Source organism: uncultured Aquimonas sp., assembly GCF_937888285.1.
Classification (GTDB): Bacteria; Pseudomonadota; Gammaproteobacteria; order Xanthomonadales; family Xanthomonadaceae; genus Aquimonas.
The window spans coordinates 21,053-40,576 of record NZ_CALART010000029.1 but is presented as its reverse complement, the minus strand read 5'-3'; the positions used below and the strand labels follow the sequence as shown (position 1 = coordinate 40,576).

Genomic DNA, 19,524 nt, shown 5'->3' with positions numbered 1-19,524 from the left:
CTTCCAGCCGCTGGGATTAACTGCACACCTTCGAATGACCGGCGCATCGACAGGACGCGGCGCCCGCGTCCTCCTCACGCCCCTGATGGACTGAAATGGCCAAGAACCTCCTCATCGTCGAATCCCCCGCCAAGGCGAAGACGATCAACAAATACCTCGGCAAGGACTTCCAGGTCCTCGCCTCCTACGGCCATGTGCGCGATCTGGTGCCGAAGGAGGGCGCGGTCGACCCCGAGCGCGACTTCGCCATGCGCTACGAGCTGATCGACCGCAACGAGCGCCATGTCGACGCCATCGCCAAGGCCGCGAAATCCGCCGACGCCCTGTTCCTCGCGACCGACCCGGACCGCGAGGGCGAGGCGATCAGCTGGCACATCGCCGAGGTGCTGCGCGAGCGTGGCCTGCTGAAGGACAAGACCCTGCAGCGGGTGGTGTTCACCGAGATCACCCCGCGCGCCATCAAGGAAGCGATGTCGAAGCCGCGTGCGGTCTCCGACAACCTGGTCAACGCCCAGCAGGCGCGCCGCGCGCTCGACTATCTGGTCGGCTTCAACCTGTCGCCGGTGCTGTGGCGCAAAGTGCAGCGCGGCCTGTCCGCCGGCCGCGTGCAGAGCCCGGCGCTGCGCATGATCGTCGAGCGCGAGGAAGAGATCGAAGCCTTCGTGCCGCGCGAGTACTGGACCGCCGAGGCCCAGCTCGCACATGCGGTCACCCCCTTCAACGCCAAGCTGGTCAAGCTCGACGGCAAGAAAGTCGAGCAGTTCACCCTGACCCATGCCGCCGACGCCGAGGCCGCGCGCGCGCGCCTGGTCAAGGCCGCCGGCGATGCCCTGCACGTCAGCGATGTGCAGAGCCGCGAGCGCAAGCGCCGGCCGGCGCCGCCCTTCATCACCTCGACCCTGCAGCAGGAGGCCGCGCGCAAGCTCGGCTTCTCGACCAGCCGCACCATGCGCGTCGCGCAGAAGCTTTACGAGGGCGTCAGCCTGGGCGAACAGGGCACGGTCGGCCTGATCAGCTACATGCGTACCGACTCGACCCATCTGTCGCAGGAAGCCGTGGCTGAGCTGCGCGAGGTCATCGCCCGCGAGTTTGGCGCCGATGCGCTGCCGGCGGCCGCCAACGAGTACCGCACCAAGTCGAAGAACGCGCAGGAAGCGCACGAGGCGATCCGCCCGACCTCGGCCAAGCTGACGCCGAAGTCGGTGGCCGCGTACCTGAATCCGGACGAACAGAAGCTCTACGAGCTGATCTGGAAACGCGCGGTGGCCTGCCAGATGGTGCCGGCCACGATGAACACGGTCAGCGTCGAACTCGCCGCCGGCCGCGACCACGGCTTCCGTGCCACCGGCACCACCATCATCGATCCCGGCTTCCTCGCCGTGTACGAGGAAGGCACCGACCAGAAATCCGCCGACGCCGAAGACGAGGGCCGCAAGCTGCCGGCGATGAAGCCCGGCGACATCGTGCCGCTGTCGGCCATCGTCATCGACCAGCACTTCACCGAGCCGCCGCCGCGCTTTTCCGAAGCCAGCCTGGTCAAGGCCCTGGAAGAGTTCGGCATCGGCCGTCCGTCGACCTACGCCAGCATCATCCAGACCCTGCTGTCGCGCGAGTACGTGATGCTCGACAACCGCCGCTTCCGTCCGACCGATGTCGGCCGCGCGGTGGCCAAGTTCCTGGCCGGGCACTTCACCCAGTACGTCGACTACGACTTCACCGCCAAGCTCGAGGACGAGCTCGACGCGGTCTCGCGCGGCGAGGAAGACTGGCTGCCGCTGATGGAGCGCTTCTGGAAGCCCTTCAAGGCGCTGGTCGAGGACAAGATCGAGACCGTCGACCGCAGCGACGCCAGCGGCTCGCGCGTGCTCGGCAACGATCCCAAGACCGGCCTGCCGGTGAGCGTGCGCCTCGGCCGCTACGGGCCTTTCGCCCAGATCGGTACCAAGGAGGACGCCGACAAGCCCAAGTTCGCCTCGCTGCGCGCCGGCCAGAGCATGCACACGATCACGCTGGAGGACGCGCTGGAGCTGTTCAAGCTGCCGCGCAACCTCGGCACCCACCTGGGCGAGGAAGTCACGGTGGGCGTCGGCCGCTTCGGCCCCTTCGTCAAGCTGGGCAGCACCTACGCCTCGCTGAAGACCGAGGATGACCCCTACACCATCGAACTGCCGCGCGCGGTGGCGCTGGTGGCGGAGAAGCTCGAAGCCGCGGCCAACCGCCTGATCAAGAAGTTCGAGGGCAGCCCGATCGAGATCGTCAACGGCCGCTACGGCCCCTACATCACCGACGGCGAGAAGAACGGCAAGATCCCGAAGGACGTCGAGCCGGCCTCACTGAGCCTGGCGGATTGCGAAGCGATCATGGCGACCGCTCCCGCACGCGGGGCCAAGCGCGGTCGCTTCGGAGCGAAGAAAACCACCGAGAAGGTCGCCGCCGCGAAGGCGCCCGCGGCGGTGAAGAAGGCTCCTGCAAAGAAGGCGCCCGCGAAGAAGGCGGCGGCGAAAAAGGCGCCGGCAAAGAAGGCCGCTGCGAAAAAGGCGCCTGCCAAGAAGGCGGTCGCGAAAAGAACCGCCGCCAGCGAAGCACCTCCGTTCTGAACAGCGCTGGCCCTTGGGCCAGCGCCGCGTCGGAACCCAGGGCTCAAGGACAACGCGCCTTCGACGCCATTGATTGATTGCAGCCTGAGCCGCAGCAGCGCTGCGGCCCGGGCCCAGGTGCGCTCGATCCAGTCTGGTTGCACCTTGGCCTGGCTGCCCGCACCAACGCCGCCGGAGCTCCACTCGGCGGAGGGTGCCGAGGGCAGCCCGGCACACGCGACCAAGTCCGGCGCGATGTCCCGGAGGCCCGACGACGCCCGGGGCTCAGCGAGCGCCTTCGCTCAGATGGCGATCCAGGAATGCGAAGGCGAGTTCGGAATCCGACTGGCTCAACCAGAACAACGCCTGCTTCTTGGCCGCGCGGGAATAGCGTCCCTCCAGCACCCGGATCAACGCCTCGTCGGCGCCCTTCTCCAGCTGGCTGAGCGCGAACACCGCCTTCTCCTGCAGCGCGGGCGAGGCATCGTCTGCCAGGACCGCGAGGATGCGCGGCTCGGCATCCTGCCAGCCGGCCTGCGCGATCCAGAACAGGGCGCTGCCGCGCACCTCGTCGCTGCGCCCCGCGTCGGCCAGGGCGCTCAAGCCTGCGCGCGCCTGCGGCAGCCCGGACTGCGAGAGCACGAAGGCAAGGTGCTCCTGGAAGGCGTCGGCTTCGGCGCCACGCGACAGCGCCAGTACCCGCTCGATGCCGGGTTCACCGCGCGCCTGCCCCAGCCAGAAGGTCGCGCTGCGGCGCAACGCCTCGGGCCTGTCGGCCGCGCTCAGATCAATCAGCGCCGCGGTGGCGGCAGGGGTGGCGTGCAGGGCCACGGCGGTGAGGGCGCTGTCGGCCAGGGCAGTCTTCGACCCACGTGAGCGCTGCTCCGCAACACTCTGCGCGACCAGCCAGCGAACGCTGCTCTCCGGGCTGACCGCGGCGAGCTCGATGGGCGGCGAGGCCGAGTGCACCGGGCAGGCGCCATCGTAGGCACGCAGGTCGACCGGCTCGCCCGCGGCGAAGCGAACGTAGACATCCAGCCGGTCGGACGCCGGCGCGTCTGGAGTCGAAGCATTGAGGCGATAGCCCTTGGCGCGCGCGTCCAGACTGCAGCCGCGCCCCGTCGGATCTGCGCCTTCGAAACAGCACACCCGACCGGTTCCGGCCTGCTTGGGCACCTGCCAGCGGGCCCAGCCCTCGCTCGGGGCGCCCTCCAGCGACTGCCCCTGCGAGGGCTGCGGACAGAGCAGGGCGATCAGCAGCCCGAGGCAGCGCAGCGGACTCAGATTCCACAGCAGGCGCACGAAGCCCTGCAGGTCGTGCAGCTGCAGGCGCAGATGATCCCAGACAGCGCCGACGACGTTCATCGATCTTCTCCCTGCTCGATCGCCTGTTCGATCGCGTCCAGGGCCTCGTCGCCGCCGAGCAGGCTGATCAGCTTGAGCAGCTCGCGCTTTTCGTTCGGATCCTGCGCGGCACTGTAGAGCTGCCGCAGACCGCTCTGGTGACCGCTGATGAGCAGACCCTCGCGTGCAGCCGCCTTCAGCTCCACCGACTGCAATCGCGGGTAGAGCTCGACCAGGCGCTCACCGGCACCGGCGATACCCAGGCCGCGCAGGGCCTGCAGGCGCAGCGGAAGCGCGCCCGAGCCTGCGGCCACCGCGGCCAGATCATCGCTGGCGCCGGCGATGCCCATGGCCTCGAGGGCCGAGGCCTGCACTTCGGCGTCCTTGCTGGCGGACAGCAGCTCACGCAGTTCATCGAGGGCACCCATCGCACCCAGCAAACGCACGGCCTCGGCGCGCAGGCTGCTGGACGCGTCCGTCTGCGCGGCCTGCAGCATCGCGGCTGCATCGGCGCTGATCATCCAGGCCTGCAGCACCGACCGCCGCACCTTCTGCTCCGGACTGTCGCGATACAGGCTCTGCAGCGCCTGCCGGGCGGCATCGTTGCCGGACATGCCGAGCATGCGGATGGCGCGGTCGCGCAGCTCCGGCTCACCGCTGCGGGCGATCTGCAGAATCTGTGCGCTGGCCTGCGGATCATCGATCTGGCTCAGCACGAACAGCGCCCGCTCCTTGCTGCGCGCGCTGTAGTTGCCGGTGATGACCCGCTGCAGCAGCGGCAGCGCGCGTTCGGGGGGCGCCGACAGCAGGCCCGCCAGCGCCGATTCGACCAGGTCTTCCCGCTCGGCGGCGTCGGCGCCTGCGTCCTTGGCCGCGGCGGAAGCAGCGTCCGCAGCGGGCGTGCCCAGCAGGCGCTGCGCGTCCGTCAGCCAGCGGCTCTGCGGAAACTCACGCTGCAGGCGCTCGACGGTGGCGCGGGCCTCGCCAAGGCGGCGCCCCTGGTGCTGCGCATAGGCCTGCCAGTACAGCGCGCTGTCGGCGGCGGCAGGCTCGTCACGACGCAGCTGCTGCTCCAGCGCCACGAACTGCTGCAGGGCCTGCTCCCAGCGACCCTGCTTCAACTGTTCGTGCCCCTGCCAGTACAGAGCCTGGCTGGCACTGCCGCTGGGCGCCATGGCGCGATCATCGGGGGCTGCGGCGGCTGAGCCCACTGCCAGCGCCAGGGCGAAGCCGAGCGCGCGCAGCGGCAGCCGGGGTGGACGGGCAATTCGAGTGTGCATGGCAGGACTCCTGTCCTTGAGGGTGGGGTGCCGCAGGCGGCGGATACGCGAGCTCCGCCTGGCGGTGTCAGGTACGGGTGATCGAGTGGCGGGCGCGCAGGCCGGCTTCCGCCGCGCGCACCTGGAAGATCAGATCGGAGCGCTCGACGAACTCGCCCAGGCCTGTACGCACTTGGATGTCCCCGGAGCCGGCGGGGTTAGCCAGCTCGATCAACACCGGCTCCAGCGCCTGCAGCAGCTCCACCAGGCGGGCATCGCCGCTGTGGCGCGCGGCGGCGAGATAGAGACGGTTGTTGTCGATGAGTGCACGTGCCAGCTCCGCATTGCCGAACCTCAGGCCGTCGCTGTCGGCGTTCACCGCGGTCATCAGCGCATGCCGCGTGCTGTCGAGATGCTGGGCCAGAACATTCGCGTAGACGCGATCGCTGGCGACGACGAGGGTCGGCGGCTGTTCCTGCAGGCCGTGCTCGCGACCGGCGAAGAAGCCCAGCGACAGCAGCACCGCTGCGGCCAAGCCCGCCGCCCAGCCCCGCTGCAGTCGGCGTCGCGCTGAACCCTGCCGACGGCGCGGTGCAAGGGATGGCGGCTGCGCGACATCGGCCGCCGCGCGCAGCGACAGGCCTTGCCAGATGCGTTCGGACAGGCCGCTGGCAGGCTCGGGCGGCAGATCCAGCGCGCTGGCATCGAGCGTGGCGCACAGTGCGGAGTAGCGCGCCGAGAGCGCGGCATCAGTCGCCAGGGCTGCAGCGATCTCGCGCAGTCGTGCCGCGGGCAGACCGTCGCGGTAGTGATAGAGGATCAGCTCGCTGTCGTTGATCGGCGGCATCGTGGTCATGCTCTAGCTCCAGTCCTGCAGCGCCGTGCGCAGCTTGCGCACGGCTCGGAAGATCGCCTGCTTGCTCTGGCCGATGTTGAGCGACAGCTGGGCGGCGATCTGCTCCAGCGATTCGCCTTCGACATGGCGCAGAACGAAAGCGGTGCGCTCCATGACGCTCATCCGCTCCAGCTCGGCGCGCACCCGCATCGCCAGTTCTGCCCCGCGCGCATGCGCCTGTGGGCACGGCATGGCGGGAAGGGTGTCGGTGTCCACATCGAGCTCGGCATCGACGAACAGGTTCAGCGATGGCGAGTCCTCGTCATCGCTGCCGTCCGCACTCGGAAGAGGCTGATGGCGCGCGCTGCGGCGCAGCTGCTCCAGCGCGGCATTGACCGCGATCCGATGCAGCCAGGTCGAGAAGGCGGCGCGGCCATCGAACTGGGCGAGCGCTCGCCAGGCCTTGTAGAAGGCCTACTGCGCCGCGTCTTCGGCCAGCGCGACGTCGCGGGTGATCCGCCAGCACAGCTGGAACACCGGCCGGCTGTGCAGCTCGACCAGCTGGCGGAAGGCGCTGGCATCGCCACTGCGGGCGGCATCGAGTATCGCGGTGGGGTCGGCGCTCATGCCGGCTTGGATGCGCGCCGCGGCGGTCTGGTTAGCAGGCTCGCCGCCTTGCGCCGGCAGCGGCGGCCTTGGCGGACTGGTCGTGCGGGGGTGCAGGCTGGATCGGCCGCCATGCGTCGTGCTCCCGACTCCGTGCGCTCGCAGCGACGCGCTGCGAGCTTACGGACTGGCCACACGGATGGCCACGCCAGCGGGGGCCGAGCCCCGCCGGCCCCAGTCGCGAAACCACTGGATCCCCGTCCCCGCCTCCGCGAGGACAGGCTCTTCGCGGGGATGACGAATCCTGACCCTGCTGCGAGAACTCCTGGACCGCGACGCCGCGCTGAAACGCTCTCAAGAAACAGAACGCTTGCGACCCCACGAATCGTCGCCCCCGCGAAAGCGGGGGCCCAGTTCCGGTCCGCCTCAGTCGCAGGACCACTGGAACCCCATCCCCGCATTCGCGAGGACAGGCTCTTCGCGGGGATGACGAATCCTGACCCTGCTGCGAGAACACCTGGACCGCGACGCCGCGCTGACACGCTCCAGAGAAACACAACGCTCGCTGCGACATCTGTTGCCGTCGCCCCCGCGAAGAGCCTGTCCTCGCGGAGGCGGGGAAGGGGGCCCAGGCATGCCAGCCTCCGTCGCGAGAGGTCTGGAGCCCCGTCCCCGCCCTCTCAGGGACTGGCGCTCCGTGGAGATGACGATTCAAGGCTTCCGCAGAAGGGCTGCACGGCGACGTCGGGCCGGGAAATGCTCAGGCCTTGCGATACACCTCCGCCCCCTGCGCGCGGAATTCCTCGGCCTTCTGCTGCATGCCCTGCTCCAGCGCTTCCTGTTCGCTGATGCCCTGGGCGGCGGCGAAGTCGCGCACGTCCTGGGTGATCTTCATCGAGCAGAAGTTGGGCCCGCACATCGAGCAGAAGTGGGCCTGCTTGTGGGCGTCCTTGGGCAGGGTCTCGTCGTGGAATTCCTGCGCCTTCTCCGGATCGAGGCCAAGGTTGAACTGGTCTTCCCAGCGGAACTCGAAGCGGGCTTTGGACAGCGCGTTGTCACGCATCTGCGCCGAGGGATGGCCTTTCGCCAGATCCGCCGCGTGTGCGGCGATCTTGTAGGTGATGATGCCGTCGCGCACGTCCTGCTTGTTGGGCAGGCCGAGGTGCTCCTTGGGCGTGACGTAGCAGAGCATGGCGGTGCCGTACCAGCCGATCATGGCCGCGCCGATCGCGCTGGTGATGTGGTCGTAGCCGGGCGCGATGTCGGTGGTCAGCGGGCCCAGGGTGTAGAAGGGCGCCTCGCCGCATTCGCGCAGCTGCTTGTCCATGTTTTCCTTGATCAGCTGCATCGGCACGTGGCCGGGGCCTTCGATCATGGTCTGGACTTCGTGCTTCCAGGCGATCTTCGTCAGTTCGCCGAGCGTCTCGAGCTCTCCGAACTGGGCGGCGTCGTTGGCATCCGCAATGCTGCCCGGGCGCAGGCCGTCGCCCAGCGAGAAGGCCACGTCGTAGGCCTTCATGATTTCGCAGATCTCCTCGAAGTGGGTGTAGAGGAAATTCTCCTTGTGATGCGCCAGGCACCACTTGGCCATGATCGAGCCGCCGCGGCTGACGATGCCGGTGACGCGCTTGGCGGTCCACGGGATGTAGGCCAGGCGCACGCCGGCATGGATGGTGAAGTAGTCCACGCCCTGCTCGGCCTGCTCGATCAGCGTGTCGCGGAACAGTTCCCAGCTCAGCTCTTCGGCGCGGCCACCGACCTTCTCCAGCGCCTGGTAGATCGGCACCGTACCGATCGGCACCGGCGAGTTGCGCAGGATCCACTCGCGGGTCTCGTGGATGTGCTTGCCGGTGGAGAGGTCCATCACGGTGTCGGCGCCCCAGCGGATGGCCCAGACCATCTTCTCGACTTCCTCGGCGATGGAGCTGGTCACCGCCGAGTTGCCGATGTTGGCGTTGATCTTCACCAGAAAGTTGCGGCCGATGATCATCGGCTCGCTTTCGGGGTGGTTGATGTTGTTGGGCAGGATGGCGCGGCCGCGGGCGATCTCGTCGCGCACGAACTCGGGCGTGATCAGAACGGGCAGCGATGCACCGAAATCCTGACCCGGGTGCATGCGCCCACGCGCCAGGCCCTGCGCACGCACCTGCTCGACCATGGCCTCGCGGCGCTGGTTCTCGCGGACGGCGACGAACTCCATCTCCGGGGTGACGATGCCGCGCTTCGCGTAGTGCATCTGGCTGACGTTGGCACCGGCTTTGGCGCGGCGCGGCGGGCGCAGGTTGGGGAAGCGCACGCTGTCGAGCTTCGCGTCGTGCAGGCGCTTCTGGCCGTACTGCGAGCTGATCCCGGCCAGCACGTCGGTGTCACCGCGCTCGGCGATCCAGGCCTCGCGCAGACGCGCAAGGCCCGCAGTCAGCTCGATGCGTGCCTGCGGGTCGGTGTAGGGGCCGGAGGTGTCGTAGACGCTGAGCGGCGCATTTGGCTCGGCGCCGAACAGGGCCGGGGTGTCGGACTGGCGGATCTCGCGCATCGGCACGCGCAGGTCGGGGCGCGAGCCGGTCACATGGATCTTGCGCGAGCCCGGAATCGGGCGGGTGACATCGGCCGACAGCGCTTCGGTGGCGCGCTGGAAGTCTTCGGGCAGGGCGTTCATGCGGCGGTCCTTGGTCTGGAAGAGTCCAAGCGGCGGCGCCGGCACGGCGCGCGATGGGCCGACCTCCGGCCGTCACCGCGCATCGAATCGAAGCTCCCTACGCCGGTACGACCCGGATCAGGTTCAAAGGGACTCTCTCAGCCCGGCTGCCGCCGGACACCCCCGCTTGCGGCGGGCATTGAAGCACGAAGCGGGGGCGCCGTCGAAAACGATTGCCCAGCGGTGACGATCGTCAATTGACCGTCTCCGGGGCGCTGGCTAGGCTGCGCAGGCTCCGGGGCGCGCGCGTCCGTCCCCGCTGTCCCCGTCGACCTCCCCTGCCAAGGAACCGCCATGCCTCTCAGCATCAACATCGAACTCAGCGACAAGGACATCGAGCGCTTCCGCGCCGCCCAGGCAGCGTCCGAAGCCAGCGCCAAGTCGCCGGACGAGATCGTCAAGGCCGCGGTCGACCTGCTGAAGGCCGCTCAGGTCGAGAGCCTGCCGGACTTCATCCGCCAGCGCCTGGAAGGCCTGGACTCGCTGATCGCGATGTTGAACGACGAGGGTTTCGCCCTGCCCGAGGAAGACCGCAAGCACGTGGTCTCGGCCCTGGTCTACTTCGTCAACCCGCAGGACGCCATCCCCGACCACACGCCGGTGCTGGGCTACCTCGACGACGCGATCATGATCGAGCTCTGCCTGCGCCAGTTGCACAACGAGATCGAGGCCTACGAGGACTTCTGCGATTTCCGCCAGCACGAGGCCGAGCGCCGTGGCCTCGACCCGGCCTCCGTCGGCCGCGCCGACTTCCTGGAGTCGCGTCGCGAGGAGCTGATCAGCCGCATCCACCGCCGCCGCGAGCGCGACTACGGCGTGGGCTATGGCGGCAGCAGCGGCTATGGTCGCGCCGGCTACACCCGCAGCTGGCGCCCCGGCCTGATGACGGTGCGCTGAGCTTGGCGCGGGTTTTCCTGCGCGAAGTCGACGCTGCCGCGATGAACGCCGGCAGCGCCGACACCCTCGTCCAGCATCTCGGCATCGAGGTGCTGGAGGTCGGCGAGGACTTCATCCGCGGCCGCATGCCGGTCGACCATCGCACCCACCAGCCCTTCGGCCTGCTGCATGGCGGCGCCTCGGTGGCGCTGGCCGAAACCCTGGGCAGCATGGCGGCCAGCCTCTGCGTCGACCCGGCCACGCAGATGGCGGTCGGGCTTGAGATCAATGCCAACCACCTGCGCGCCGTGACCACTGGCTGGGTGATCGGCACCGCCCGGCCGATCCATGTCGGCCGCAGCACCCAGGTCTGGGACATCCGCATCGAGAACGAGGCCGGCCAGCCGGTCTGCATCTCGCGCCTGACCATGGCGGTGGTGCCGCGGGCGATGGGCGCGCGCTGAGCGCGCCCGGATCCGCCGCCGCACGCCAGCGCGTCTTCACCACAACGCAGCGTTGCAGCGGCGAGGCTTGAGCGGCGCGGCCGCGGCGACCATCTTGGCGGCTGTCCCCCAGCTCCGGAGAGCCCCATGACCCAGCCCCGTCGCGTCACCCGCCTCGTGCGCGGCATGCCCACCTCGGACGGCGCCGGCGTGCGCCTGACCCGGGTGATCGGCATTCCCGAGCTGCGCAACCTCGACCCCTTCCTGATGCTCGACCACTTCGGCTCGGAAGAGGCCGCGGACTACATCGCCGGTTTCCCAAATCATCCGCACCGCGGCTTCGAGACCGTCACCTACATGCTCGAAGGGCGCATGCGCCATCGCGACAACCAGGGCAACGAAGGCCTGCTGGTGTCGGGCTCGGTGCAGTGGATGACCGCCGGCCGCGGCCTGGTGCATTCGGAGATGCCCGAGCAGGAAGAGGGCCGGATGTCCGGCTTCCAGCTGTGGATCAACCTGCCGGCGGCGCAGAAGATGTGCGCGCCGCGCTACCAGGACATCGCGCCCGAGCGCATTCCCGACGTCGAGCCTCTGCCCGGGGCCAGGGTGCGCGTGCTGGCCGGCGAGTACGGCGGGGTGCGCGGTCCGGTCGATGCCGAGGCGACGTCGCCGCTGTACCTCGACATCGCCCTGCCGGCGGGCGCTTCACTCGAGGTGCCGATGCCGGCCGGCCACACCGCCTTCGCCTACGTGTTCGAGGGACGCGCCGAGCTCGCCGGCCAGACGGTCGGCACCGACGTCATGGCCCTGCTGTCGGATGGCGACCAGCTGAGTGTCGCCGCTGGCGCTGCGCCCGCGCGCCTGATCCTGGTCGCCGGCCGCCCGCTGCGCGAGCCGATCGTGCAGTACGGGCCCTTCGTGATGAACCACCCGCACGAGATCCAGCAGGCCATGCTCGACTACCAGGCCGGGCGCTTCGGGCCGGTGTGAGGCGGGCCGTGGATCGCGGCACACGAGGAGGGTGAGCCCTCGCCCGCCAAAGGTATCGCATAGGGTGGGCCCTGGCCCACCATGCGCCTGACGCTTGCCTCGGTGAGGACATCGGCGCCGGCCCTTGGTCATCGGCATCTGGCATGCAGGCGGATGGCCGTGTGCGTTTCGGCGAGCCGCCTGGGCACCATTGTGCGCGGCAGGCATGAAGCTCCGGTGGGCCAGGGCCCACCCTATGAACAGCAGCGAGCGGCCGCATCGACAGGCCGAAATCCGAAGCGGAGCGAGGGTCGAGCTCCGGTGGGGCGGATCGAGACCGGGCGTGGGTCGAGCTCCGGTGGGCCAGGGCCCACCCTATGAACTGCAGGACAGCATCGAGCAGCCGGCGCGGTGGCGCGCCCAGTCGGGGCGCTTGTGCGCGTAGGCCTCGGCGCCGGGTTGCTCTTCGTAGGGACGTTCCAGCACGGCCTGCAGCTGGTGCAGGGGCGCGAGGTCGCCGCCTTCGGCGGCGTCGATGGCCTGCTGGGCCAACCAGTTGCGCGGCACGTAGAGCGGGTTCACCGCGGCCATGCGCGCGCGTCGCGCCTCTGACGCACCTTCGCCGGCCAACCGCTGCGCATAGTCGACACACCAGGCGAGCAGCGCGGGCCGCTGGGCCTCGAACGCCGCCTCGTCGTAGCTGGCCGGGCGCAGCCGATCGACCGAGGCTGCGGGCGCCTCGAAATCCATCAGGGCGCGGAAGCCCAGCGTGAAGTCGAGCTGGGCCGCATGCATCAACGCGTACAGGCGCTGCGCCAGCACGGTGTCGTCGGTGCGCGGTTCGAGCAGGCCGAGCTTGCCGGCATTGAATTCGGCGTGGGCGCGGTTGAAGGTCTCGGCATAGGCGCGCAGGCCCTCGCGCAGCGGTTCCTGATCGGCGAACAACGAGGACAGCGCGCCGGCCAGGCAGGACAGGTTCCAGTGCGCGATCTGCGGCTGCCGGCCGAAGGCGTAGCGGCGACCTTCGGCGTCGGTGGTATTCGGCGTCCAGGCCGGATCGAAATCCTCCAGCCAGCCATAGGGGCCGTAGTCGATCGTCAGCCCCAGCACCGACAGGTTGTCGGTGTTCATGACCCCATGCACGAAGCCGACCCGCATCCAGTGCGCGATCAACAGCGCAGTGCGCTCGCAGATCGCGCGGAACACCTGGGCGTCGCGCTCGGCCGCAGCTTCGTACTCGGGAAAGTCGCGGGCGCACATGAAGTCCCACAGCTGGCGCAGCAGCGCATGCTCGCCGCGCGAGGCCGGCAGCTCGAAGTGGCCGAAGCGCAGGAAGCTCGGCGCAACGCGGCAGACGATGGCGCCGGGCTCGGGCTTCGGATCACCCGCATAGAGGATGTCGCGCACCACCGCGTCGCCGGTGGCGATCAGCGAGAGCGCTCGCGTGGTCGGCACGCCCAGCGCGTGCATGGCCTCGCTGCAGAGGAACTCGCGCAGCGAGCTGCGCAACACCGCGCGGCCGTCGGCTCGGCGCGAGTAGGGCGTGGGGCCGGCGCCCTTCAGCTGCAGCTCGTGGCGGCGACCGTCAGCGCCGATCACCTCGCCCAGGCTGATCGCGCGGCCGTCGCCCAGCTGGCCGGCCCAGTGGCCGAACTGGTGGCCGCCGTAGTTGGTGGCGATCGGCTGCATGCCGTCGATCAGCGCGTTGCCAGCGAACACCTGGGCAAAGCGCGAACTTGCCGTGTCCTCACGGCTCAAGCCGATCGCAGCGGCGACCTCGGGCGACAGCGCGAGCAGGCGTGGCGCAGGCACCGGCGCGGGCTGCACTGCCGACCACAGCGCGCCGCTGACTGGCCGCGTGTAGTTGCCGGTCTCTGGATCACCGGGCAAGTCCCGACGGAAGGCGTTATCGAAGGGCAGGCGCATGCGCGGTCGATGGGACGGTGGACTCGCACATGCCGGCGCGGCGGTGGAATCGGGCCCGGCGGAGCGTGCTCACAGCCCAGCCATTCACGCGCGCGCCCTTGGCCACACGCGCATCAGCCGCCGGCCTTGAGCAGGCGGTAGCGCTGCAGGATGCGGTCGTACTCCGCCTGCAGGTTCTGCAGCTCCGTCTCGCGGCGACGCAGGTACTCGCGCTGGTCCTCGACCTGCTTGCGCGCGGCCGCGATGCTGCTCTGCACGGTGGCCGGGACCGGCTTGCCGCCGCGCTCCAGCGAGCCGGCATGGGCGAGCTGGTCTTCCAGGCTCTTTTCCTGGCTGCGGATGCCGACGCGCGCCGCTTCCAGCGACTGGTCGAGCAGGTCGAAGCGCTCGCGGTAGGCGCGGGCCAGATCGGCTTCGGTGGCATAGGAGCCCATCAGGGCCGCGTCCATCTTGTCCTGCTCGGCCTTGAGGTTCGCCTGACGCTCGGCTTCGGCGTCGGCGATGCGCTTGGCGGCGCGCTCTTCTTCGGTCAGGGCGCGCTCGACCCGGTTGACGGTGACGCCGCTGCTGTTGATCTCGTCACGCGCCTGATCGACCGCTTCCGGCGGCAGGGTGTCGGTGTAGTGCACCTTGCCCTCGGCGTCGACCCAGCGGTAGAGCTTCTGCGCAAGCACCGGCGCGGACAGCAGGGACAGGAGGAGGGCGGGGGCGAGCAGGGCGGGCACACGCATGGATCGAAACCTCGGGTGGCGGGGCAGGCGGGTCAGTTGGCGCTGCCGTAGGTGTCGCGATAGGCCAGCAGGCGGCTGCGATGTTCGGCCAGCTCAGGTCGACCTGCAGTATAGGCAAGCAGTTCCGCCAGCCGCGCGATGGCGATCACGGGCAGTTGGGCCTGCCGTTCAAGTTCCTGCACGGCGGACAACTCACCGGCGCCGCGCTCCTGGCGGTCGAGCGCGATCAGCACGCCGCAGGGTTCGGCGCCGGCCTCGCGGATGAAGCCCAGCGACTCCCGGATCGCGGTGCCGGCGGTGATGACGTCGTCGACGATCAGCACGCGGCCGGACAGCGGCGCGCCGATCAGGCGCCCGCCCTCACCATGGCTCTTGGCCTCCTTGCGATTGAAGGCGACCGGCACGTCGATGCCGCGCGCGTACAGCGCGGTCGCCACCGCGGTCGCCAGCGGAATGCCCTTGTAGGCCGGCCCGAACAGCATGTCGAACCTGAGCCCCGAAGCCAGCAGCGCCTCGACATAGCACTCGGCCAGCCGCGCCAGCGCGCCGCCGGTATTGAACAGCCCGGCGTTGAAGAAGTACGGGCTGATCCGCCCCGACTTCAGGGTGAACTCGCCGAAGCGCAGCACCGAGCGCTCGATCGAGAGCTCCAGAAACCGCTGCTGGTAGTCCTGCATCGCCTGCTGCATGGGGCTCACTCCGGGCATCCGACCAAAGCCCGCTATCATCCCAGCTTCGCCGCGAGCGGGCCATGCGAAGCCAGCTCGAACGAATCCCCTCCCGGCCCTCGCGCACAGCGCTCGGGCGTTCGGCGACGCGCGCGGCATGCCGCGCGAGCGCGCCGCCTCACCCCCAATCCCGGCTCTTAAATGCGCATCTGCAGCTTCAACGCCAACGGCCTCCGCTCCGCCGCCAGCAAAGGCTTCTTCGACTGGTTCGGCGCCCAGGACATCGACGTGCTCTGCGTGCAGGAGACCAAGGCCCAGGCCGAACAGCTGGCTGACCCGGCGCTGCGACCCGCCGGCTGGCACGCCCACTTCCGCGACGCGACGACCAAGAAGGGCTACAGCGGCGTCGGCATCTATGCGCGGCAGGCGCCGGATGCGGTGCTGACCGAGCTGGGCTGGGACGAATTCGACGAGGAGGGCCGCTATATCGAAGCGCGCTTCGGCGACTTGAGCGTGGTCTCGCTGTACTTCCCCTCCGGCTCCTCGGGCGACGAGCGCCAGCAGTTCAAGTTCCGCTGCATGGACTGGTTCGCGCCGATCCTCGCCGGGTGGATGCGCTCATCCAGGCGCTACGTGATCTGCGGCGACTGGAACATCGTCCACACCCGCCGCGACATCAGGAACTGGACCTCGAACCAGAAGAATTCCGGCTGCCTGCCCGAGGAGCGCGCCTGGCTGGATCATCTGTTCGGCGAGCAGGGCTGGGTCGACAGCTACCGCCACCTGCGCCCCGAGGGCGAGGACTACACCTGGTGGAGCCAGCGCGGCGCCGCGCGCGCCAAGAACGTCGGCTGGCGAATCGACTACCAGGTCGTCTCGCCGGTGCTGCGCGAGTCGCTGCGCGACTGCGCCATCCACGCCGAACCGAAGTTCTCCGACCACGCGCCCTACGTGGTCGACTACGCATGACCAGCGCCATCGACTGGCGCCGGCATGTGCCGGCCGCCCTGCGCCCCTATGTCGAGCGCGAACCGCTGGCAGCGCTGATGCTGGGTCTGTCCTCGGGCTTTCCCTACGCGATGATCGGCGCCACCCTGACCACGCGCCTGGCCCAGGACGGCATCGACAAGCGCAGCGTCACTGCGTTCTCGCTGGCCTTCCTGGTCTACAACCTGAAGTGGATCTGGTCGCCGCTGGTCGACTCGCTGCGCCTGCCCCTGCTGGGCCGGCTCGGCCAGCGCGTGTCCTGGCTGATCTTCGCCGGCGCGCTGGTGATGGCTGCGGTGGCCTGGCTGGCGCTGCTGGATCCGAAGGACGACCTGCTGCTGTTCGCCGCGGCGGCCATCGCGGTGGCGGTCGCCGGAGCGACCTACGACATCGTGATCGACGCCTACCGGATCGAGACGCTCAAACCCGAGCAGCTCGGCGTTGGCTCCGGCATGTCGCAGTACGGCTGGCGCATCGGCTCGGTGGCGGCCGGATCGCTGGCGCTGTGGGTGGCCGCACGCGCGGACTGGAGCCTCGCCTACCTGCTCTGCGCGGCCTTCGCCCTGCCGGCGATGCTGACCGGCCTGCTGCTCGGCGAGCCGGAACGCCACCGCGTGCTGGAGCGCGCCGGCGGCTTCGTCGCCAGCGTGGTGGCGCCGCTGGTCGAATTCATGGCCCGGCGCGGCGCCCTGCTGGTGCTGCTGTTCGTGCTGCTGCACAAGATCGGCGACACCCTCGCCAACCTCACCCTGCGCCTGCTGCTGAACGATCTCGGCTTCAGCAACGAGGAGATCGCCACCTGGGACGTCGGCGTCGGTTTTTTCGCCTACCTGATCGGCATCTTCCTCGGCGGCCTGCTGTATTCGGGCCTGGGCATGCAGCGCTCGGTGCTGATCGCGCTGATGCTGATGGCGGTGTCGAACCTGAGCTTCGCCGTGTTGGCCTACATCGGCCACTCGAACGCCCTGCTGGCCTTCACCATCGCCTTCGAGAACACCGCCAGCGGCATCGGCGGCGTGGTGGTGGTGGCCTATCTGTCGGCGCTGTGCAACCTCGCCTTCACCGCCACCCAGTACGCGCTGCTGTCGGCGGCCGCCAGCGTGGTCGGACGCTTGATCACCGGCACGACCGCCGGCGGCCTGATCGAGATGCTGGGCTACGTGAACTTCTACGTACTCACCACGGTGGTGGCCCTGCCCGGTGTCTTCCTGTACGTGGCGATGCTGCGCTCCGGCCTGATCGACCGCTCGCTGGGTGATGCCGGCCGCCGCTGAGGCCGCGGCGCGCCCGTAGGGTTTTCGTTGCGTCCGGCCGCTGTGCTACGGTGACCGGCCAGCGGCGGCATACAGGGGTGTCGTCGCTGCCGCCCGCGGCCATGCCGCGACCGTACCGCCACTTCGCGGCCCGCGCCGCGTTCCCGCTCGCGCCCCTGCATGCCCGACATTCTCGTCAAGGACATCGACCCCGACATCGCCGAGCGCATCAAGCGGATGGCTCGCGATCGCGGCTGGCCGATCAACGATGTGGTGCTCAGCCTGCTGCGCCAGGCGCTCGGCATGGAGAAGCCCGAGATGCCCCTGCCGGGGGATATCGCGCGGCTGACCGGCACCTGGGAGGACGAGGAAAGCCGCGCGCTGAAGGAAGCCATCGAGGCCCTGCACAAGCTTGGGTGACCTCGTCCCCATGGGAATGCCGGACCCGGGCGCGCGCCGCCGCGTCGATGCAGGCCGCCGCGCATGCACGCGGTGCCGACCGCTCCGATGCGTCCGCAGACGCCAGTGCCATGGCGCGCCTGGCGGCATGTGCGTTGCAGAGCTGGCGTGACAGCACGCCCAGGCGCGTCGGAACGGGAGCCACCGGTGAACGCAGCTTCCCCGCAGGAACTCGCTCGGCAGCAGTCGCTGGCGCGCTATCGCATCCTCGACACCCTGCCCGAGCGCGCCTACGACGAGCTCGCGATCGTGGCCAAGGCGGTGGCCGGCACGGCCTATGCGGCGGTGACCCTGATGGACCGCGAGCGCCAGTGGATCAAGGCCGGCATCGGCATCGACCTGCGCGAGACCGCGCGCTCCACCGCGATGTGCGACACCGCGATCCGCACGCCGGATCGGGTATTGGAAGTCGAGGATGCGCGCCAGGACCCGCGCTTCGCGCACTTCGCCACCGTGGTCGGGCCGCCCTTCATCCGCCGCTATGCCGGCGCGCCGCTGGTCGACCCCGACGGCATCGCGCTCGGCACCCTGTGCGTGTTCGACGACCAGCCGGGACGCTTCTCCACCGATCAGATCGAGGCGCTGCGAGCCCTGTCGCGGCAGGTCATGCGCCTGCTGGAGCTGCATCGCCGCAACCGCGAGCTGCACGCCAGCCTCGGCGCCCATCGCCAGCGTCAGGATGAACTGACCGCGACCCAGCGCGAGCTGGTCCACGCCAACATCAAGCTGCTGCGCGAGGCCCGCCAGGACGCGCTGTCGGGGCTGATGAACCGGCGCGCGCTCGACGAGGTGGAGCAGCGCATTGTCGCCGGCGAGTTCGACCGCGCGGAGCGCTTCGCCGTGCTGGTGCTCGACGTCGACCACTTCAAGCGCATCAACGACGAGCACGGCCACGCCGTGGGCGACGAGGTGATCCGTGCGCTGGGCGGGATCCTCAACGCCAGCGTGCGCGACGACGACCTCGCCTTCCGCATGGGCGGCGAGGAGTTCGGCGTATTCCTGCCCGGTGCCGGTGCGGCAGCCGCCGAGCGGGTGGCCGACCAGGTGCGCACGCGCTGCGCCGCCGGCGAGGGCCTGCCCTTCCCGATCCGGCTGTCCGGCGGCATCGCCCTCGGGCGTTTCGCCAGCGACGCGCTCTCGGACACCCTGGAGCGCGCCGATCGGGCGCTCTACCAGGCCAAGCGTGCCGGCCGCGATCGCGTGCTGCTGGCGGCCGAGGGCGACTGAACCCGCGCGGCTACCCTCATCGCATCACGCGGCGGTCACGCCCTGCAGGCGGGCGCGTCCTGCCCCGGGCCACGCGCTCAGGAGCCCCCATATGCACTGCCCCGCCTGCCAGACCCCGACCCTCGTTGCCATCGAACTGGATGCAGGCCTGGGTGGCCTTGGCTGCACGCACTGCAACGGCGTGCTGCTCGCCGTACCGGCCGCGCGTCAGTGGGCCGAAGCCGGCGGTGAGACCGCCTGGGCCGGGCACGTCGAAGCGGTCGAGATCAGCGACAGCGGTGCCGCCCTGACCTGCCCGCGCTGCCGGCACTTCATGGGCAAGTTCCGGATCGACGCCGGCGTCGACAACCGGCTCGACCTGTGCGGCCACTGCGGCGAGTTCTGGCTGGATGCCGGCGAGTGGAACCTCCTCGGCGCGCTGGAGCTGCGCCAGCACCTGCCCAGCATCTTCAGCCAGATGTGGCAGCTCGGCATCCGCCAGCGCGAGGCCGCGGCCCACCGCGAGGGGCGCCTGCGCGAACTGCTGGGCGACGCCGAGCACGCGCGCGTGCAGGACTTCGCGCGCTGGCTGCGCGGCCATGCGCAGGCCGAGGCGATCCGCCGCTACCTCGGGCTCCATTGAGATCGGGCTCTGTTGAGATAGGGCTCCGTTGAGATCGGGCTCCATTGA

Annotated in this window: 17 protein-coding genes, 1 pseudogene and 1 riboswitch; of the genes and pseudogenes, 9 read left to right on the top strand and 9 right to left on the bottom strand. The window is 69.7% G+C overall.

The genetic code is table 11. The annotated features are described in order from the left end of the window. Nucleotides 1-95: 95 nt before the first annotated feature. The gene (locus Q0654_RS07665; RefSeq protein ID WP_298852353.1) at nt 96-2,597 is read left to right on the top strand and encodes a DNA topoisomerase I; all 2,502 of its coding nucleotides are present in this window, start codon (nt 96-98) and stop codon (nt 2,595-2,597) included. Between the two features lie 264 nt (nt 2,598-2,861). On the opposite strand, the gene Q0654_RS07660 is transcribed toward Q0654_RS07665, so the two are convergent. From Q0654_RS07660 to thiC, 6 genes and pseudogenes are all read right to left on the bottom strand, one after another. Beyond that, entirely contained in the window at nt 2,862-3,941 is a 1,080-nt protein-coding gene (locus Q0654_RS07660; protein WP_298852351.1) for a hypothetical protein, read from the bottom strand. Continuing rightward, nucleotides 3,938-5,200 (bottom strand): HEAT repeat domain-containing protein, encoded by a 1,263-nt coding sequence (locus Q0654_RS07655; RefSeq protein WP_298852349.1) that lies wholly within the window; start codon nt 5,198-5,200, stop codon nt 3,938-3,940. The genes Q0654_RS07660 and Q0654_RS07655 overlap by 4 nt, the downstream gene beginning before the upstream one ends. A 67-nt stretch (nt 5,201-5,267) precedes the next feature. Then, nucleotides 5,268-6,035 carry a hypothetical protein gene (locus tag Q0654_RS07650; protein WP_298852347.1) on the bottom strand — a complete coding sequence of 256 codons (768 nt, stop codon included), beginning with the start codon at nt 6,033-6,035 and terminating at the stop codon, nt 5,268-5,270. Between the two features lie 3 nt (nt 6,036-6,038). Further along, nucleotides 6,039-6,476: pseudogene (locus tag Q0654_RS07645) on the bottom strand (sigma-70 family RNA polymerase sigma factor); the annotation flags it as partial. 12 nt (nt 6,477-6,488) lie between these two features. Further along, a complete protein-coding gene (locus tag Q0654_RS07640; RefSeq protein ID WP_298852345.1) occupies nt 6,489-6,641 on the bottom strand; it encodes a hypothetical protein in 153 nt (50 codons plus the stop codon). Between the two features lie 739 nt (nt 6,642-7,380). After that, on the bottom strand, nt 7,381-9,276 hold the full coding sequence (thiC, locus tag Q0654_RS07635; RefSeq protein ID WP_298852343.1) for a phosphomethylpyrimidine synthase ThiC: 1,896 nt from the start codon (nt 9,274-9,276) through the stop codon (nt 7,381-7,383). A gap of 77 nt (nt 9,277-9,353) precedes the next feature. Next, a riboswitch (TPP riboswitch) is annotated at nt 9,354-9,450 on the bottom strand. Between the two features lie 159 nt (nt 9,451-9,609). On the opposite strand from thiC, the gene Q0654_RS07630 reads away from it, so the two are divergent. From Q0654_RS07630 to Q0654_RS07620, 3 genes are all read left to right on the top strand, one after another. Next, the gene (locus Q0654_RS07630; protein ID WP_298852340.1) at nt 9,610-10,212 is read left to right on the top strand and encodes a YkvA family protein; all 603 of its coding nucleotides are present in this window, start codon (nt 9,610-9,612) and stop codon (nt 10,210-10,212) included. Nucleotides 10,213-10,253: 41 nt separating this feature from the next. Continuing rightward, a complete protein-coding gene (locus Q0654_RS07625) occupies nt 10,254-10,655 on the top strand; it encodes a hotdog fold thioesterase (protein ID WP_298852517.1) in 402 nt (133 codons plus the stop codon). Between the two features lie 126 nt (nt 10,656-10,781). Beyond that, nucleotides 10,782-11,624: a pirin family protein gene (locus Q0654_RS07620; protein ID WP_298852338.1), complete on the top strand. Its 843-nt coding sequence runs from the start codon at nt 10,782-10,784 to the stop codon at nt 11,622-11,624. Nucleotides 11,625-11,978: 354 nt separating this feature from the next. Here Q0654_RS07620 and Q0654_RS07615 read toward each other — a convergent pair whose 3' ends face one another. The 3 genes from Q0654_RS07615 to pyrE form a co-directional block, all read right to left on the bottom strand. After that, entirely contained in the window at nt 11,979-13,529 is a 1,551-nt protein-coding gene (locus Q0654_RS07615; RefSeq protein ID WP_298852336.1) for a YdiU family protein, read from the bottom strand. A gap of 113 nt (nt 13,530-13,642) precedes the next feature. After that, nucleotides 13,643-14,260, bottom strand: coding sequence for a DUF4124 domain-containing protein (locus tag Q0654_RS07610; protein WP_298852334.1), 618 nt, complete (start codon nt 14,258-14,260; stop codon nt 13,643-13,645). A 32-nt stretch (nt 14,261-14,292) separates the two neighbouring features. Continuing rightward, complete coding sequence (pyrE, locus tag Q0654_RS07605; protein WP_298852515.1) at nt 14,293-14,937, bottom strand: orotate phosphoribosyltransferase; 645 nt, start codon at nt 14,935-14,937, stop codon at nt 14,293-14,295. Nucleotides 14,938-15,129: 192 nt separating this feature from the next. Here pyrE and Q0654_RS07600 point away from each other — a divergent pair, with 192 nt between their 5' ends. The 5 genes from Q0654_RS07600 to Q0654_RS07580 all read left to right on the top strand — a co-directional run bounded on the left by Q0654_RS07600 (nt 15,130) and on the right by Q0654_RS07580 (nt 19,476). Next, nucleotides 15,130-15,897, top strand: a complete 768-nt coding sequence (locus Q0654_RS07600) for an exodeoxyribonuclease III (protein ID WP_298852331.1) — start codon at nt 15,130-15,132, stop codon at nt 15,895-15,897. Next, on the top strand, nt 15,894-17,189 hold the full coding sequence (locus Q0654_RS07595) for an MFS transporter (protein ID WP_298852328.1): 1,296 nt from the start codon (nt 15,894-15,896) through the stop codon (nt 17,187-17,189). Before Q0654_RS07600 ends, Q0654_RS07595 begins: the two co-directional genes overlap by 4 nt. A gap of 159 nt (nt 17,190-17,348) precedes the next feature. Beyond that, a complete protein-coding gene (locus tag Q0654_RS07590; protein ID WP_298852325.1) occupies nt 17,349-17,588 on the top strand; it encodes a hypothetical protein in 240 nt (79 codons plus the stop codon). Between the two features lie 186 nt (nt 17,589-17,774). After that, nucleotides 17,775-18,854 (top strand): sensor domain-containing diguanylate cyclase, encoded by a 1,080-nt coding sequence (locus Q0654_RS07585; protein ID WP_298852323.1) that lies wholly within the window; start codon nt 17,775-17,777, stop codon nt 18,852-18,854. Between the two features lie 91 nt (nt 18,855-18,945). After that, the gene (locus Q0654_RS07580) at nt 18,946-19,476 is read left to right on the top strand and encodes a zf-TFIIB domain-containing protein (protein WP_298852321.1); all 531 of its coding nucleotides are present in this window, start codon (nt 18,946-18,948) and stop codon (nt 19,474-19,476) included. Nucleotides 19,477-19,524: the final 48 nt, after the last annotated feature.

Excerpts from the sequence above, each read along its gene's own strand:
- Q0654_RS07665 (WP_298852353.1), top strand. The coding sequence starts at position 96 with ATGGCCAAGAACCTCCTCATCGTCGAATCCCCCGCCAAGGCGAAGACG.
- Q0654_RS07660 (WP_298852351.1), bottom strand. The coding sequence starts at position 3,941 with ATGAACGTCGTCGGCGCTGTCTGGGATCATCTGCGCCTGCAGCTGCAC.
- Q0654_RS07655 (WP_298852349.1), bottom strand. The coding sequence starts at position 5,200 with ATGCACACTCGAATTGCCCGTCCACCCCGGCTGCCGCTGCGCGCGCTC.
- Q0654_RS07650 (WP_298852347.1), bottom strand. The coding sequence starts at position 6,035 with ATGACCACGATGCCGCCGATCAACGACAGCGAGCTGATCCTCTATCAC.
- Q0654_RS07640 (WP_298852345.1), bottom strand. The coding sequence starts at position 6,641 with ATGAGCGCCGACCCCACCGCGATACTCGATGCCGCCCGCAGTGGCGAT.
- thiC (WP_298852343.1), bottom strand. The coding sequence starts at position 9,276 with ATGAACGCCCTGCCCGAAGACTTCCAGCGCGCCACCGAAGCGCTGTCG.
- Q0654_RS07630 (WP_298852340.1), top strand. The coding sequence starts at position 9,610 with ATGCCTCTCAGCATCAACATCGAACTCAGCGACAAGGACATCGAGCGC.
- Q0654_RS07625 (WP_298852517.1), top strand. The coding sequence starts at position 10,254 with ATGAACGCCGGCAGCGCCGACACCCTCGTCCAGCATCTCGGCATCGAG.
- Q0654_RS07620 (WP_298852338.1), top strand. The coding sequence starts at position 10,782 with ATGACCCAGCCCCGTCGCGTCACCCGCCTCGTGCGCGGCATGCCCACC.
- Q0654_RS07615 (WP_298852336.1), bottom strand. The coding sequence starts at position 13,529 with ATGCGCCTGCCCTTCGATAACGCCTTCCGTCGGGACTTGCCCGGTGAT.
- Q0654_RS07610 (WP_298852334.1), bottom strand. The coding sequence starts at position 14,260 with ATGCGTGTGCCCGCCCTGCTCGCCCCCGCCCTCCTCCTGTCCCTGCTG.
- pyrE (WP_298852515.1), bottom strand. The coding sequence starts at position 14,937 with ATGCAGGACTACCAGCAGCGGTTTCTGGAGCTCTCGATCGAGCGCTCG.
- Q0654_RS07600 (WP_298852331.1), top strand. The coding sequence starts at position 15,130 with ATGCGCATCTGCAGCTTCAACGCCAACGGCCTCCGCTCCGCCGCCAGC.
- Q0654_RS07595 (WP_298852328.1), top strand. The coding sequence starts at position 15,894 with ATGACCAGCGCCATCGACTGGCGCCGGCATGTGCCGGCCGCCCTGCGC.
- Q0654_RS07590 (WP_298852325.1), top strand. The coding sequence starts at position 17,349 with ATGCCCGACATTCTCGTCAAGGACATCGACCCCGACATCGCCGAGCGC.
- Q0654_RS07580 (WP_298852321.1), top strand. The coding sequence starts at position 18,946 with ATGCACTGCCCCGCCTGCCAGACCCCGACCCTCGTTGCCATCGAACTG.